This is a genomic window from Methylobacterium sp. Leaf104, assembly GCF_001422885.1.
Taxonomy (GTDB): Bacteria; Pseudomonadota; Alphaproteobacteria; order Rhizobiales; family Beijerinckiaceae; genus Methylobacterium.
In genome coordinates, this window is the sequence record NZ_LMMZ01000034.1 from 200,602 (window position 1) to 213,170 (window position 12,569).

Here is a 12,569-nt window from a genome sequence, read left to right on the forward strand (position 1 = left end):
GCTTCCCGTCCGGACAGCCGCCCCGCCGAGATTCGCGCTGATGCCCCCGCTCCGTCCCGTCCTGCTCGCCCTGGCGCTCGCCGCGCCCTTGGCCGCCGCGCCCCTGCCCGCCGAGGCGGCGCCCGCGGTCGCTCCGGCGATCGGATGCCCCTCGCTGGCGAATCTCAGGCTGCTGCTGCGCGAGAGCAAGGACGATGCGGCCGCCGCCGCGGGTCTGCTCGCCGACGACAAGGCCGACCACCTCGGCTGCGCGACCATCCCGCGCGACGCGGTGGCGGGGATCGCCGAGCATCTGACGCTGAACGGCAACGCCTACGATTGCCTGACCCTGCGGACCACGAGCGTCTGCCACTGGGTCGTCGCCGGCACGGCGAAGCCCGTCGAGGCCGGGCCGCGGCCTCGCGGGGGCGACAAGGCGCGGGCCTCCGACAAGGCCGCTCCATCCGACAAAGCCCCGCAGCCGGAGAAGGCCCGCCGATGACCCGAACCCTCCGCCTCGGCCGCGCGGCCGCCCTGCTGGCGCTCGCCGCCGGCTCCGCCGTCCGGGCGCAGGCTGTCGAGCCCACCGACGTCGTCGCCTGCCGGACCCTGGTGGAGCTGCGGGTGCTGATGGCGAGCGGCGACCGGGCCGCGGCCGAGGCGGCCCTGCCGCGGCATCCGGGCTGCCGCCGGATCGCGCGCGCGCGCATCGGCGCCGCCGAGCACCGCGCCATGGTGGGCGGGGCGCCCTTCGAATGCCTCGGCGTGGCGGACGAAGGCGCCTGCGCCTGGGTACTGCCCTGACGCGGTCACGGTCGATGACGAGTGTGGATCGATGGAACGAGCGATGAGATGGACCGGGCCGGCCTTCGCGGCGCTCCTGGTCGCGACGGCGTCGGCGGCGCTGGCACAGGGGGAATCGACGCCGATCCAGAGTCCGCAGGATGCCGCCTGCCGGACCGAGGCGCGGAACCGGGTGTTCTCGACACCCGATCCGAAGGGGCTCGGCCTCTACGCGATCGGCCGGCAGCTCTATTTCGCCTGCATGAAGCGCGCGCAGCCCGGTCCGCGCCGGCGGCCGCGGGCGTCCTGAGCAACTCTCAGACGCTGAGGGGGGCGCCGATCCGGGCGCGCAGGACGTGCCGGAGATTCTCGTTGTCGTTGGTGTCCGCGTCGAGGGCGGCCATCAGGCGGAGCAGCCGGCTGATCGGCGTGGTCCGGTCCTGGACCGCCGCATCGATGAGCGCCCGGAGGGGGGTCGGCTCGCTGACCGGAAGCGAAGTCGGGTACGTCTGGGCCGGCTGGGGCATGGTCCGCGGATCCGTGGCGTGATCGGGCGCGATCACGGGCGGCCTGCTACGCCATCGCCGGACCCCGCGCCAGGGTTTTTTGCCATCTATCCATAGCCGGCACGCAATCCTGCCCTGCGCGGCGGAACAAAGCCGGATTAAAACGGGAAATGTGTGGATCGACCCTGATTCCGCTCCGGACGTGGCCGATTCGCCACCGACCCAGTCCGAATCAAGATCGGGGCGACGGCTCACGTCGCCAGCGGCGAGGACACGTAGCCGTCGAGGAGATCCTGCGGGTCGCGGTAGATCGCGATGCAGCCGGCTGCGCCGAGATCGGCTTCCGGGAAGCCGCCGCAGAGGACGCCGATGGTCCGGAGACCGGCCTTCTCGGCCGCCTCGGCGTCGTAGGGGGTGTCGCCGATGACCACGGCCTGCGCCGCGGTGAGCGGCGCGAGCTTCTCCAGGGCTGCCTGGAAGATGTCGGGGAAGGGCTTCGAACGCGCGACGTCGTCGGAGGTGACCACGACGTCGGTGAGGTCCTCGACCTGCATCAGCGACTGGTAGTGCTCGACCTCCGCGGCCTTGCCGGACGAGGCCAGCGCGACGGTCAGGCCCTGGCCCTTCAGGTGCTCGAACAGGGCGGAGACGCCCGGGAAGGGCTTCACCTTCGACAGGTAGTCGCGCTTGAATAGGTCCGAGCGGTAGGCCTCGATGGTCTCGCCCTCGCGCGCGATCCGGGCCTCGTCGAGGAAGACGGGCAGGAGTTGATCGCCGCCCTTGCCGATCTGGCTCCGGGCCTGGTCGTGGCTGACGGTGACCCCGAAATGCGCGAAGGCGTCGACCCAGGCCTGGGCATGGAGGTCGACGCTGTCGAGCAGGGTGCCGTCGATATCGAAGATCACCGCCCGCACGGTCTTGGTCATCGCGTCGTTCCGAACCCGTCGCGCGCCGGACGAAACACCGGCGCTCCGTGGGCGAACGGATGGCGAACCGGCCTGTTCCGCGCCGGACGAGCGAAACGTTCGCGGGATCAGCGCGGGAAGATGTGCAGTCCGTCATCGGGCAGCAGGTTGCGGGCCGGCCCGCCGGTCTGCTGGCCGCGGCCCTGCTGATAATAGGGCAGTTCCGGTCGGCGATCGTTGTCGCCGCCCGAATCGTACTCGTAGGAGCGGCTCCACGGGGCACGCCCGCCCACCCCGCCGGTGGTGTCGACGTCGATGAAGGCCGGGCCGTCGCGATAGCCGACCGGCGCCGCCACGGCGCCGATCGGCAGGCCGGCGAGGCTGAGGGCCAGGAGGGTGGAGAGCGTCGTCTTCATGGGGCCTCGGCTGGGAAAGCGCGCGGTCCCGGGGACCACGGGCGCGTGTCTGGGTCTGGCCTGACAACGGTCAAGGTTTTCCTTCGTTCCTGGCCTTCCCCGGACGGGACCTGCCTCCCCGGGCGGGACCCGCCGCCGCAAACAGCAGAAAGCCCGCCCCGCCGGTCCGGCGAAGCGGGCTTCGAAGATCGTGCGGGGCCGGGGCCGGAACGCTCCGGCCCGCTCCCTCAATGAACGGTGGCGACGCTCTCGGCGGCGCGGCTGCGGGCCGGGGCGCGCGGAGCCTTCGTCACGGCGGCCTTCGCGACGGCGGTCTTGGCAACGGGGGCCTTGGTCGCCGCGGCCTTGGCCACCGCGACTTTGGCGACGGGCGCCTTCGCGGCGCCCGCCTCGGCGGCCTTCGTGCCGGTCTCCGCCTTCACCTTGGTCTCGACCTTGGCGCTGGCGCTGCGGCTGCGGCTCGGCTTGGCCTTCAGGGTCTCGGCGAGCACCACGGCCGGGCTGGCCGAGAGGGTGACGTCCGCGGTGGCGGCCTGGAGCACCTCGACGCCCGTCCGCGACGGGGTCAGGATCTCGTTCTCCGCACGCAGCCAGTGCGCCTCGGCCTGGCCGATCACGCGGCCCTCGTCTTCCCAGATGTAATAGGCGCGCTCGCGCACCTGCTGCTCGAAGGGGTTCATGGTCTCTCCTCGTCCCTGCGGTCCGTCGTCCCGGGCGAGGATGAAACCGGATGGTTAAGCGGGGGTTAACCGCCCCGGCTCAGCCCTTCGAGAGGCGGCGGGCATTGGCCCGGACCTTCCGGCGATAGCCGGCCACGACGCGGGCGGTGGAGCCGCCGGTGGCGATCAGCAGGGCCGCCTCGTTCGCGGCCATGATCTTCTCGGTGATCATGCGCTGGGCCTCGGCCTGCGCGGCGGCGCCGCCGGTCGACAGCTTGGCGAGTCGTAGGCCGATGACCTGCTGCGATTCCATGGCGAGCAGGGTCGCGTCCATGCCGAGCTTCCACCAGGAACCGAACATCAGCCATCACTCTTCGAAGCGGTTTCGCCGGACCATCGTGGCGGCCCGGCATCAGGGACGGGGTTTTGCACCCGAGGGCAGGGATGCGGGAGCGGGCCGGCTCAGTCGAACAGGCGGTTCTTCGCGCCGGATCCGCCGAGGCTGATCTTCTTCGTGCCCGATCCGCCGAGGCTGATCTTCTTCGGCGGCGCGGCGGCCGGGCTCGGCGTCGCCGGGCGCGCCGGCTTCAGGCGGGACTGGCCGTAGACGACCGAGCCGATCTCGTCGGCGACGCGCACGAGGTCCTCGCGCTCGCAGGCCCGCGCCACCCGCAGGCCGAGCTGGTGCATGTGGCTCTTGCCGTAGAGGTACACGGCGAGCCGCGCCCGCGTCGTCGTCGACATGGCGTCGAGGATCTCCGGCAGGTCGTCCTCGTCCGCCCGGTAGACCTGGCCGAGGAGTTCGAGGGAGACCGGGCAGTCCGGATCGGGAACGGCGCCGCTGGTCGGATGGGACTGCGTCATGGAGCGTCTGCCTGTGCGAGGGGCGGAAGGGGAGCGGCCGCGGGATCGGCCGCGATGGGCGTGGGGCCGCCCGCATCGGTGCGGACGGAAGGGGCCGGCGCGGGCACCGGTGGCACCGCCGGCGGGAGGGCCGTGAGGCAGCCGGTGCAGACCGAGGCGATGGCGATGCGGGACCGCGCTTCCGCCCGCTGCCAGACCGCCTCGCTCCGGGCGCGCGCGGCCTGGGCGGCGGCCTCGTCGAACGCGCCGCCCCCGCCGAGTCCGAGGGCCGGCTCGCCACCGGGACGGATGCGGATGAACAGCGGTTCCTGCGCCGCGGCGACGCCTGCCGCCGGGACTCCGATAGCAGGTGCGAGGGCGATGAGGCTACCGGCGATCGCGCAGGCGCGGCACAGGAATGCGGGAATGAGACGGGGCATCGGCTCCTCGGTCGGGCGCCCGCGACGGGATCGGTCAGATCCCATCGTACGACCCGACAGGGTTAACATGGTCTGAAGCGAACCGGATGCCGCAGCGGCAGCGCGTCCGCTCGACCCTCGGTGGTCGGGCAGCCTAACAGGAGGCCATGGAACCGAACGTCTACCTCTTGATGGCGGCAGCCCTCCTGTATTCCGGCTACATGGTCATCGCCATGCGCTCTTGAGCGCATTTCGGCCATGCGGTCGCGAGGGCGTCTCGGCCATGCAGCCGCGAGGGCGTCTCGGCCATGCGGCCGCGAGGGCGTCTCGGCCATGCGGCCGCGAGGGCGGCCTAGCGGCGCTCGTCGCGTTCGATCACCGCGCAGGCGGTGACGGGCGCCTCGCGGGATCCCGAGAGCGAGCAGGTCACGAGGACCTTCCCGGCGTCGACGTTGCTGTGCCGCGTCGTCGCGGCGGCGGTGAGCGCCGTCCGGCCGGCCTGCGCCAGCACGTCCGCGGCGATTCCCGTGACGGCGTGGCCGGCGCGTCCCAGCAGGTCGAAGTAGCCGGCGGGCAACGGCGCCCCCCGGAACTGGGCGCCGGTGGCCGAGAGTTCGCCGCAGGCCAGCGTCATGCCGATCCCGTCGGCGCCGCGGAACTCCGCGAAATCCGCACTCCGCTTCACCAGATCGGCGCCGGTCTCCGAGGTCACCCGGTCGATGAGTTCGCCGCAGACATCCGCCGAGGCGGGTCCGGCGAGGGCGAGAAGGCCGAGGGTCGCGGTCAGGGCAGGAAGGAATGCACGCATGCCCCTCACCTAAGGGCGTGCGGGGGGTTGTCGAGCGCCGGGCCTTACAGGCGCTTGCGCGGCGGCCTCGGGCGACGGAACACGCCGACCATCTCGAGATGGCCCGAATAGGCGAATTGGTCGACCGGAATCACCCGTTCCAGCGTGTAGCCGCCCGCCACGAGGGTGGCGGCGTCCCGCGAGAAGGTGCCGACGTCGCAGGCGACCCCGATCACCAGCGGCACCTTCGATTCGGCGATCCGGGCCGCCTGTGCGCCGGCGCCGGCCCGCGGCGGATCGAACACCACGGCATCGTAGGCGTCGAGCTCGAGGGGCAGCAACGGGCGGCGGAACAGGTCGCGACGCTCGGTGGTGACCCGGCGCAGGCCCGGAACCGCGCGCACCGCCCGGTCGAGGCTCTGCAGGGCGGCCGCCTCGCCCTCGACCGCATGGACGTCGCGGCTGCGCGCCATGGCGAGGCTGAACGGGCCGCTGCCGGAGAACAGGTCGACGACCCGCTTCGTCTTCTTGTCGAGGGCGGCGACCACTACCTCCGTGAGCACGGCCTCGCCGGCCTCGGTGGCCTGCAGGAAGCCGCCGGCCGGCGGCACCAGCCGCAGGCCCGAGGTCGTCACCGCCGGCGCCCGTCGCTCCACCAGCACCTCTCCGTGCAGCGACAGGCGCGCGAGGTCGAGCTCCCCGGCCAGACGCACCAGGGCGGCGCGCACGCCTTCGGCCGCGGGGCCGTGCCCGCGGACATCCACGTCGAGGCCCGCCTCCGTGGCGGTGACGGCGACGTCGAGGGGCTTGCGCCCGTGCCCCAGGGGGGCGCTCAGGGCGACCGCGGCCTGGGGCGCCCGGTGCAGGGCCGGCACCGTGATCGGACAATGGTCGATGGCGACGAGGTCGTGGCTGCGCGCCGCCATCAGGCCGGCCTGCGCCCTTCCCTCCACCGCGCGCACGTGCAGCGTGAGCCGCCGCCGCCCCTCCCCGCGGGCATCGACCAACGGCTCCGGCACCACGCCGAGCCCGGCATGGGAGAGGGCCTGGACGAGGTGGTCGCGCTTCCATGCGGCGTAGGGCTCGGGCGCGAGGTGCTGGACCGCGCAGCCGCCGCAGGCACCGAAATACGGGCAGAACGCCGCGATCCGGTCCGGCGAGGCCCGCTCCACCGCGACGAGCGTTCCGCGCGAGCCCGCTCGCTGAATCGTGACGCTCTCCCCCGGCAGCGCCAGGGCCACGGCGGTGCCGTCCTCGGCCAACCCGTCGCCGCGCGCACCGAGGCGGCGGATCTCCAGGGTCTCGGTCTGCGGCTGGGATTGGGTCATGACGATGGGTCCAGGCGAGCTCCGATCAAGAACTCGCGGTTGCCGTCGCCGCCGGCGACGGGTGACGGGATCAGCCCGAGGATCCGAAGGCCCGCGGCCTCGCAGGCGGCGCGGATCTCGGCGCAGACGGCGTCGTGGATCGCCGGATCGCGCACGATCCCGCCGCGCCCGACCCGGGCGCGCCCGGCCTCGAATTGCGGCTTGATCAGCGCGGCGAGGGCCGCGCCGGGCGCCAGCAGCGGCAGGATCGCCGGAAGGATCAGGCGGAGGGAGATGAAGCTGACGTCGACGGCACAGAGCTCCGGCGCCCGCGGGATCGCCATGGAATCGAGGGTGCGGGCATCCGTGCCCTCCAGGCTGGTCACCCGGGGATCGTCCCGGAGCGAGGCGTGGAGCTGGTCGCGCCCGACATCGACGGCGTAGACATGGGCGGCGCCCCGGCCCAGCAGCGCATCGGTGAAGCCGCCGGTCGAGGCGCCGACGTCGAGGCAGACGCGGCCGCACGGATCGAAACCGAAGGCGTCGAGAGCGGCGGCGAGCTTCAGCCCGCCGCGCGAGACGAAGGGGTGCGGCGCGGTGGCCTCGAGGCGCGCATCGCGGGCGACGAGGTCGGAGGCGCGCGCCACCGGCTGGTCGTCGGCCCGGACGAGCCCCGCCGCGATGGCGGCCTGGGCGCGGGCGCGGCTCTCGAAGAGACCCCGCTCCACCAGCAGGCGGTCGGCCCTCAGCCGCTCCCGATTCATCACGACGCCCGACATGTTCCCGATCGGCCGGCCCCGGGGCCGGCTCCCTCCCGCTACACCACTCGACGCGGGGGGCGAACCGAAATCGTGACGATTTCAGTCGCGCCGCCGGGCCGCCCTGCTCCATAAACATCGGCGGCGATGCCTGATTCCTCGCGGAACGGTTGCGCCGGGCGGGGCTTGTCCCGATCGTGAAGGGGGCCGGGTGGTCCGTCGCGGATGACGGACCGGGGCCGAAACTTGGGACACATCATGGTCGCGCCGCGTGAGATCGAGTTGAAGCTGGCATGCGAGGGCGGCGACCTCGCCGAGCTCGGCCGCCACCCCTTCCTGCAGGCGCAAGCCCCCGAGACGTCCCACTTCCTCAGCTCGACCTACTACGACACCGCGGCCGGCGACCTGCGCGCGGCGGGGCTGACCCTGCGGGTCCGCCGCGACGGCGACAGCGCGCTCCAGACCGTGAAGGCCGCCGCCACCGCGCCGGGGCTCTTCGACCGGGCCGAATGGGAAGGCCCCATCGCCGGCGACGCGCCCGACCTCGCGACGCTGGCCGAGACCCCGGTGCCGGGCGTGCTGGCGGCGGCCGAGGAGCCCGACCTCGCCCCCGCCTTCGCGACCCTGGTGCAACGACGCAGCCGCCAGGTGCGCTACGGCGCCTCGCAGATCGAGGTGGCCTTCGACGAGGGCCGGATCGAGACCCGCAACGGCGACGCGCCCCTGTGGGAGCTCGAGCTCGAGCTCAAGGAGGGCCGGCCCGAGGACCTGTTCACCCTAGCCCAGGCCCTGGCCGAAACCGTGCCCCTGCGCCTCGGCGCGCTCAGCAAGTCGGCGCGCGGCTTCGGCCTCCTCGACGGCACCCTGCGCCGCCCGAGCAAGGCGCGGCCCGTGCGCCTCGCGCCGGAGGCCAGCGCCGGAGAGGCCTTCCGCGCCATCGCCTTCGCGTGCCTCGCCCACCTGCGCCTGAACGAGGACGTCTTCCTGCACAATCGCGACGTCGAGGCGCTTCACCAGCTGCGGGTCGCCCTGCGCCGGCTGCGCTCGGCCTTCACCCTGTTCAAGCCGGTGCTGGCCCAGGACCCGGCGGCCGCGACCCTGCGCGACGAGATCAAGCGCATCACCGAGCCTTTCGGCCATGCCCGGAACCTCGACGTGTTCCTGGCCGAGACCCTGCCGGCCGAGATGGCCAGGCGCCCCGACGAGGCCGGCCTCGACGACCTGCGCCAGCGCCTCGAAGCGGAGCGGGAGCGCGCCCATGACGGCGTGCTCGCCACCCTCGAATCGCAGGAATGGCGTGCCCTGATCCTCGACATCGCCGCCTGGCTCGAGACCGGCGCCTGGCGGACCGGGCCGGCCACGCCCGACCGCGACGGGCCGGCGAGCGCCTTCGCCGCTCAGGTGCTCGACAAGGCCCTGCGCCGCATCCGCAAGCGCGGCCGCCACCTCGACCGCCTGGAGGTCGAGGCGCGCCACCGCGTCCGGATCGAGGCGAAGAAGCTGCGCTACGGCGCCGAGTTCTTCGCCAGCCTCTACGCCGAGAAGAAGCTGCGCAAGCGCCACAAGGCGTTCGTGTCGGCCCTGTCGGACCTTCAGGACCACCTCGGCGCCCTCAACGACCAGGCGACCGCCCACACGGTCCTGGCCGGCCTCGTGGCGGTGCCCGACCCGCAGGAGATGCCGGGCGAGACCGCCTTCGCGGCCGGCCTCGCCGCCGGCGACAACGAGGCCGATGGCCGGAAGCTGCTGAAGGCGGCCGCCGAGGCCCATGCCGAGCTCGTCGACGTCAAGCCGTTCTGGCGCTGATGCCCGGCGGCGCCCGCCTCAGCCGCGGGGGCTGAGGGCGTAGAGGGTGATCGCGGCGGCGTTCGAGACGTTGATGCTGCGGATCTCGCCGCTGAACGGGATGCGGGCCAGCACGTCGCAATTCTCGCGGGTGCGCTGGCGCAGGCCCTTGCCCTCGGCGCCGAGCACGATCACCGCCGGCCGCTTCGGGCCGATGCTGTCCAGTGCGGTCTCGGCGTCGGAATCGAGGCCGATCCGGGTGAAGCCGCGCTTGCCCAGATCGACCAGGGCGTCGGACAGGTTGCGCACCACGATGAGCGGCACGTGCTCCAGGCCGCCGGAGGCGGACTTGGCGAGCACGCCGGTGGCGTTGGGCGAGTGCCGCGCCGTGGTGATGATGCCCGCCACCCCGAAGGCGGCGGCGGTGCGCACGATCGCGCCGACATTGTGCGGGTCGGTGATCTGATCCAGGGCGAGGAGCAGCACGTCGTCGCCCAGGTCGTCGAGGTCCGGCCCCGGCAGCGGGTCGGCTTCGAGGTAGAGGCCCTGGTGCACGGCATCCGGCCCCAGCAGCGCGTTGATGGCGCTCGGCCGCACCAGTTCGGGATCGATCCGCAGCGTCCCGATCTCCTCGGTGAGCCGGATCATGGCGTTCTCGGTGGCGAGCAGGCGGTGCAGCTTGCGGCCCTCGTTGGCGAGCGCCTGCGCCACCGGATGCCAGCCGTAGAGCACGACATGATCGCCCGAGGCCGCCGCGACGCTCGAGGCGCCGCGCTGGTTCTGCGGCGGGCCGCGCCGGAAGGGACCGCGGGAGAAGCCGGGCTTGTTCGTCCTCGGCCCTGGCGGGCCGTCGCGTCGCGTCGTCATGCAGTCAGGTCCGCTCTCGGGCCGCCGATCCAGGGTGCGGGCCGCATCTCACGCCCGACAAACCGGCCGGGGGCTCGTTCGTCAAGCGGCAAACCCGCGGCGTTTCCCCCGTTGCCCCCGCGCCCGAAGCCGCATATAGAACCGCTCACCGCAGCGGCGCCCTTCGTCTAGCGGTCCAGGACGTCGCCCTTTCACGGCGAAAACACGGGTTCGATTCCCGTAGGGCGCGCCACGGAATACCCCCGACATCGTTGGTCCGCGCATGGTTCGCTCGCGCGTGGGCGCAGGCGTCACCGCGCCCCGGACGCGGCTCCGCTACACGTCGGGCAGGTGCTCGCGGTCCTGGACCGTGTTCCTCAGCGAGATCTTCGCCAACATCTCCTTCATCGAAAGGGTGCTGTAGTTGAGATCGATGAGGCTGCGGGCGATGAGGGCGAGGAGTTGTATGGTCTTTTCCCTGTCGGACAGTTCCAGGCTGTTTTCCAGCTCGGCGAGTCCATCCATCGCCTCCTGCCAGTCCTGATACTCCGAACTCACGACATCGATCTTCGACATCTGGCGCTCCATACAGATATAACTTCAGTTATTTCTATCAATTGATGTCTCAGGAGCTTCGTATTGCCGACAGATTATGCGAAGACCGTTCCAAGATCCAGATTTCGGATCGAGCATCGCTGCTTCGACCATGCCGATTTCTTGTGCAGTCATCGCGCCCTGGCCGCGCTGCGCCCTCCGCCCGGTCGGCGCCGAGACCGGACCTCCGCCGGCCGCCGGGGAAGGATCGGTCGGAACGTCAGCCCCGATGCGTGTTTCGATCCGGCACCGTTGTCGCTGAAGGCCCGGACGAACCCTTCCGCTCTGGAATACCACCTGTCAGGGTAAGGCGTTCCACCCAGGAACACCGAGGAACACCTTTGCCCGCTGGGAGCGATCCTGGCGGGATTTTTCGTGGGAACGACCAGGCGGATCAGGCTGTTGCCCCGACAGCCTTTCAACTGGGAACCGCCATGATCAGAACCACCGCCCTCGCCCTCGGCGCCTCGCTCATCAGCCTCTCCGCATGGGCGCAGCCCGCGACGGCCCCCGGGGCCGCGCCCGGGCAGCCGGGCGGAGCCGTGGTCCAAGGCCAGCCGAACACCACGGGCAACGATCCGAGCGTGTCCGTTTCGCGGGGCGCCACCGGCGCCGAGACGGCGACCACGGATTCGGCCGCCGGCGGCAATGCCAGCAAGCCGGAACAGGCCGTGCCCAACAGCAGCGCGGGCGGCAGCAGCCGCTGAGGCGAACGGCATCGGCCGTATGCGAAGACCCGTTCGGCCACGGCCGGACGGGTCTTCGTTCTCCAGTTCCGGCGGACCGTCGACCGCCACCGGCGAAACATCGAGGCGGACAGCCACACCGAGCCGGTCCCGCATGGCCTTCGCAGCTTCGAGGTCGGGTGAAGAGGAAGCGATCTGCGTATGGGCGCGGGCTCATTTCGCGGCGTCCTGCCCCGGATGGGACTTTCGCCGAAGCGCGGGTTCGATGGCGGAGAGCACGCGGAACGCCGTTCGCCGCGTCAGGCCGCGGGCACCATCGAAACGGGTCTGCCGGCCGAATCTGGCTCCTGGCGCGCCCACGCGAGAGCCGTCTGGCCATGCGCAGACTGTCCCCGCGTCGCCACCCTGAGTGGCGAGCCAAGGAAATATACTGCTAAGGACGTGTTTCGCTGTCCCTTTGGGTAGCTACCGGCATCGCCTCGCGGATAATAATCTTTGCCAGGATGCTTCGCATGTGGGCGCGGACCGCTGCCATGTGTCCATCGCCGCCGCGTACGGTCGATAAACTGCTGCGGTCCTGCTTGTACATCATGGCCATGACCCCCGATTGCTCATCAGCCAGCGGACTGTTTCACGAAGGGTAGAGTTAGGACGATAGTCCAGAAAGGACTTTCTGCTTCCGAACGCTTCAAGTAAGTGCATTTTGACGCTGCAATCAAGAGGGATTTTGCGTCTTTGTGGGCTTGTAATTACTTAGTCTCCGGTGTTCGATCGGATTTCAGGGAAGATGTCATAGGAGACTACATTGTCGCCGCGTTTCTTCTTCGATCTGACAGATGAAAAGACTTTACTGCATGACAACGAGGGTGTTGAAGCTGATAGTCTTGATCAAGCTGTCGAGCAGGCGAAGGTCGTGGTCAATGAGATGCGTCGAGAGGGCAATCTGATCGGCGCGGGCGCAAGCTGGACCATGCAGGTGAGAGACGAGGACGGCGTCATCCAACAGCGCATCACGATCACCTGAAGGTCATCGCCGACGCAACATTCATCCCCCGAAGATGTCGTTCGGCCTCCAAGCGCAGCCATCTTCGGATCATCTCGGCTAAGCTTCGGCGCGAGCGCGGCCACTGATCTCGGGATCCTCGAGCCCCTCCCGACCGCGTCCAGGTCGGCCAACCTGCATGGTCGCGCGATCCGGACCGCATCCGGCGCGACCCGCCAGATCGATGGCATCCGACCGAAGCCCCGACCCGCTCCGCGTCGGCCGCAAGGGAGTCTGTCCGCTACCGGACGTGT

Annotated in this window: 18 protein-coding genes and 1 tRNA gene; 7 read left to right on the forward strand and 12 right to left on the reverse strand. The window is 71.2% G+C overall.

The genetic code is table 11. From position 1 onward, the window contains the following. Positions 1 to 40: 40 nt before the first annotated feature. The 3 genes from ASF49_RS23820 to ASF49_RS16175 are packed head-to-tail and all read left to right on the forward strand — an operon-like array spanning position 41 to position 1,072. The gene (locus ASF49_RS23820; protein WP_056475016.1) at positions 41 to 481 is read left to right on the forward strand and encodes a hypothetical protein; all 441 of its coding nucleotides are present in this window, start codon (positions 41 to 43) and stop codon (positions 479 to 481) included. Then, on the forward strand, positions 478 to 783 hold the full coding sequence (locus ASF49_RS23825) for a hypothetical protein (RefSeq protein WP_056475019.1): 306 nt from the start codon (positions 478 to 480) through the stop codon (positions 781 to 783). The genes ASF49_RS23820 and ASF49_RS23825 overlap by 4 nt, the downstream gene beginning before the upstream one ends. Positions 784 to 826: 43 nt before the next feature. Beyond that, positions 827 to 1,072 (forward strand): hypothetical protein, encoded by a 246-nt coding sequence (locus ASF49_RS16175; RefSeq protein ID WP_056475022.1) that lies wholly within the window; start codon positions 827 to 829, stop codon positions 1,070 to 1,072. A gap of 7 nt (positions 1,073 to 1,079) precedes the next feature. On the opposite strand, the gene ASF49_RS16180 is transcribed toward ASF49_RS16175, so the two are convergent. The 10 genes from ASF49_RS16180 to ASF49_RS16225 all read right to left on the reverse strand — a co-directional run bounded on the left by ASF49_RS16180 (position 1,080) and on the right by ASF49_RS16225 (position 7,368). Next, entirely contained in the window at positions 1,080 to 1,289 is a 210-nt protein-coding gene (locus tag ASF49_RS16180; RefSeq protein WP_056475557.1) for a hypothetical protein, read from the reverse strand. A 230-nt stretch (positions 1,290 to 1,519) separates the two neighbouring features. Further along, on the reverse strand, positions 1,520 to 2,194 hold the full coding sequence (locus ASF49_RS16185) for an HAD family hydrolase (RefSeq protein WP_056475025.1): 675 nt from the start codon (positions 2,192 to 2,194) through the stop codon (positions 1,520 to 1,522). Between the two features lie 107 nt (positions 2,195 to 2,301). Then, positions 2,302 to 2,589, reverse strand: coding sequence for a hypothetical protein (locus ASF49_RS16190; RefSeq protein ID WP_056475028.1), 288 nt, complete (start codon positions 2,587 to 2,589; stop codon positions 2,302 to 2,304). A gap of 227 nt (positions 2,590 to 2,816) precedes the next feature. After that, positions 2,817 to 3,269, reverse strand: a complete 453-nt coding sequence (locus ASF49_RS16195; protein WP_056475031.1) for a DUF2934 domain-containing protein — start codon at positions 3,267 to 3,269, stop codon at positions 2,817 to 2,819. Positions 3,270 to 3,348: 79 nt separating this feature from the next. Next, positions 3,349 to 3,609 (reverse strand): hypothetical protein, encoded by a 261-nt coding sequence (locus ASF49_RS16200; RefSeq protein WP_056475034.1) that lies wholly within the window; start codon positions 3,607 to 3,609, stop codon positions 3,349 to 3,351. A 101-nt stretch (positions 3,610 to 3,710) separates the two neighbouring features. Then, the gene (locus ASF49_RS16205; protein ID WP_056475038.1) at positions 3,711 to 4,112 is read right to left on the reverse strand and encodes a hypothetical protein; all 402 of its coding nucleotides are present in this window, start codon (positions 4,110 to 4,112) and stop codon (positions 3,711 to 3,713) included. Beyond that, a complete protein-coding gene (locus tag ASF49_RS16210; RefSeq protein ID WP_056475039.1) occupies positions 4,109 to 4,531 on the reverse strand; it encodes a hypothetical protein in 423 nt (140 codons plus the stop codon). The genes ASF49_RS16205 and ASF49_RS16210 overlap by 4 nt, the downstream gene beginning before the upstream one ends. A gap of 331 nt (positions 4,532 to 4,862) precedes the next feature. Next, positions 4,863 to 5,318 (reverse strand): hypothetical protein, encoded by a 456-nt coding sequence (locus ASF49_RS16215; RefSeq protein WP_056475042.1) that lies wholly within the window; start codon positions 5,316 to 5,318, stop codon positions 4,863 to 4,865. Positions 5,319 to 5,362: 44 nt separating this feature from the next. Then, positions 5,363 to 6,625 carry a class I SAM-dependent RNA methyltransferase gene (locus ASF49_RS16220; protein ID WP_056475046.1) on the reverse strand — a complete coding sequence of 421 codons (1,263 nt, stop codon included), beginning with the start codon at positions 6,623 to 6,625 and terminating at the stop codon, positions 5,363 to 5,365. Beyond that, on the reverse strand, positions 6,622 to 7,368 hold the full coding sequence (locus ASF49_RS16225) for a TlyA family RNA methyltransferase (protein ID WP_056475560.1): 747 nt from the start codon (positions 7,366 to 7,368) through the stop codon (positions 6,622 to 6,624). Before ASF49_RS16225 ends, ASF49_RS16220 begins: the two co-directional genes overlap by 4 nt. A gap of 252 nt (positions 7,369 to 7,620) precedes the next feature. Here ASF49_RS16225 and ASF49_RS16230 point away from each other — a divergent pair, with 252 nt between their 5' ends. Then, positions 7,621 to 9,168: a CYTH and CHAD domain-containing protein gene (locus tag ASF49_RS16230; protein WP_056475049.1), complete on the forward strand. Its 1,548-nt coding sequence runs from the start codon at positions 7,621 to 7,623 to the stop codon at positions 9,166 to 9,168. An 18-nt stretch (positions 9,169 to 9,186) separates the two neighbouring features. Here the strand turns inward: ASF49_RS16230 and rlmB are convergent, their stop codons facing one another. Further along, positions 9,187 to 10,014: a 23S rRNA (guanosine(2251)-2'-O)-methyltransferase RlmB gene (gene rlmB, locus ASF49_RS16235; protein WP_243214578.1), complete on the reverse strand. Its 828-nt coding sequence runs from the start codon at positions 10,012 to 10,014 to the stop codon at positions 9,187 to 9,189. A 156-nt stretch (positions 10,015 to 10,170) separates the two neighbouring features. Between rlmB and ASF49_RS16240 the strand changes: the two genes are divergently transcribed. Continuing rightward, positions 10,171 to 10,246 (forward strand) — tRNA-Glu (locus ASF49_RS16240). A gap of 83 nt (positions 10,247 to 10,329) precedes the next feature. Here the strand turns inward: ASF49_RS16240 and ASF49_RS16245 are convergent. Continuing rightward, complete coding sequence (locus tag ASF49_RS16245) at positions 10,330 to 10,569, reverse strand: hypothetical protein (protein WP_156653056.1); 240 nt, start codon at positions 10,567 to 10,569, stop codon at positions 10,330 to 10,332. 452 nt (positions 10,570 to 11,021) lie between these two features. Here ASF49_RS16245 and ASF49_RS16250 point away from each other — a divergent pair, with 452 nt between their 5' ends. Together ASF49_RS16250 and ASF49_RS23250 are read left to right on the forward strand one after the other, a co-directional pair. Next, positions 11,022 to 11,294, forward strand: coding sequence for a hypothetical protein (locus tag ASF49_RS16250; protein WP_056475056.1), 273 nt, complete (start codon positions 11,022 to 11,024; stop codon positions 11,292 to 11,294). Between the two features lie 784 nt (positions 11,295 to 12,078). After that, complete coding sequence (locus ASF49_RS23250) at positions 12,079 to 12,297, forward strand: DUF6894 family protein (protein WP_082511357.1); 219 nt, start codon at positions 12,079 to 12,081, stop codon at positions 12,295 to 12,297. The last annotated feature ends 272 nt before the right edge of the window (positions 12,298 to 12,569 follow it).

Excerpts from the sequence above, each read along its gene's own strand:
- ASF49_RS16230 (WP_056475049.1), top strand. The coding sequence starts at position 7,621 with ATGGTCGCGCCGCGTGAGATCGAGTTGAAGCTGGCATGCGAGGGCGGC.
- ASF49_RS16200 (WP_056475034.1), bottom strand. The coding sequence starts at position 3,609 with ATGTTCGGTTCCTGGTGGAAGCTCGGCATGGACGCGACCCTGCTCGCC.
- ASF49_RS23825 (WP_056475019.1), top strand. The coding sequence starts at position 478 with ATGACCCGAACCCTCCGCCTCGGCCGCGCGGCCGCCCTGCTGGCGCTC.
- ASF49_RS16220 (WP_056475046.1), bottom strand. The coding sequence starts at position 6,625 with ATGACCCAATCCCAGCCGCAGACCGAGACCCTGGAGATCCGCCGCCTC.
- ASF49_RS16245 (WP_156653056.1), bottom strand. The coding sequence starts at position 10,569 with ATGTCGAAGATCGATGTCGTGAGTTCGGAGTATCAGGACTGGCAGGAG.
- ASF49_RS16205 (WP_056475038.1), bottom strand. The coding sequence starts at position 4,112 with ATGACGCAGTCCCATCCGACCAGCGGCGCCGTTCCCGATCCGGACTGC.
- ASF49_RS16210 (WP_056475039.1), bottom strand. The coding sequence starts at position 4,531 with ATGCCCCGTCTCATTCCCGCATTCCTGTGCCGCGCCTGCGCGATCGCC.
- ASF49_RS16250 (WP_056475056.1), top strand. The coding sequence starts at position 11,022 with ATGATCAGAACCACCGCCCTCGCCCTCGGCGCCTCGCTCATCAGCCTC.
- ASF49_RS16175 (WP_056475022.1), top strand. The coding sequence starts at position 827 with ATGAGATGGACCGGGCCGGCCTTCGCGGCGCTCCTGGTCGCGACGGCG.
- ASF49_RS16180 (WP_056475557.1), bottom strand. The coding sequence starts at position 1,289 with ATGCCCCAGCCGGCCCAGACGTACCCGACTTCGCTTCCGGTCAGCGAG.
- ASF49_RS23820 (WP_056475016.1), top strand. The coding sequence starts at position 41 with ATGCCCCCGCTCCGTCCCGTCCTGCTCGCCCTGGCGCTCGCCGCGCCC.
- ASF49_RS16190 (WP_056475028.1), bottom strand. The coding sequence starts at position 2,589 with ATGAAGACGACGCTCTCCACCCTCCTGGCCCTCAGCCTCGCCGGCCTG.
- ASF49_RS16215 (WP_056475042.1), bottom strand. The coding sequence starts at position 5,318 with ATGCGTGCATTCCTTCCTGCCCTGACCGCGACCCTCGGCCTTCTCGCC.
- ASF49_RS16225 (WP_056475560.1), bottom strand. The coding sequence starts at position 7,368 with ATGAATCGGGAGCGGCTGAGGGCCGACCGCCTGCTGGTGGAGCGGGGT.
- ASF49_RS16195 (WP_056475031.1), bottom strand. The coding sequence starts at position 3,269 with ATGAACCCCTTCGAGCAGCAGGTGCGCGAGCGCGCCTATTACATCTGG.
- ASF49_RS16185 (WP_056475025.1), bottom strand. The coding sequence starts at position 2,194 with ATGACCAAGACCGTGCGGGCGGTGATCTTCGATATCGACGGCACCCTG.
- rlmB (WP_243214578.1), bottom strand. The coding sequence starts at position 10,014 with ATGACGACGCGACGCGACGGCCCGCCAGGGCCGAGGACGAACAAGCCC.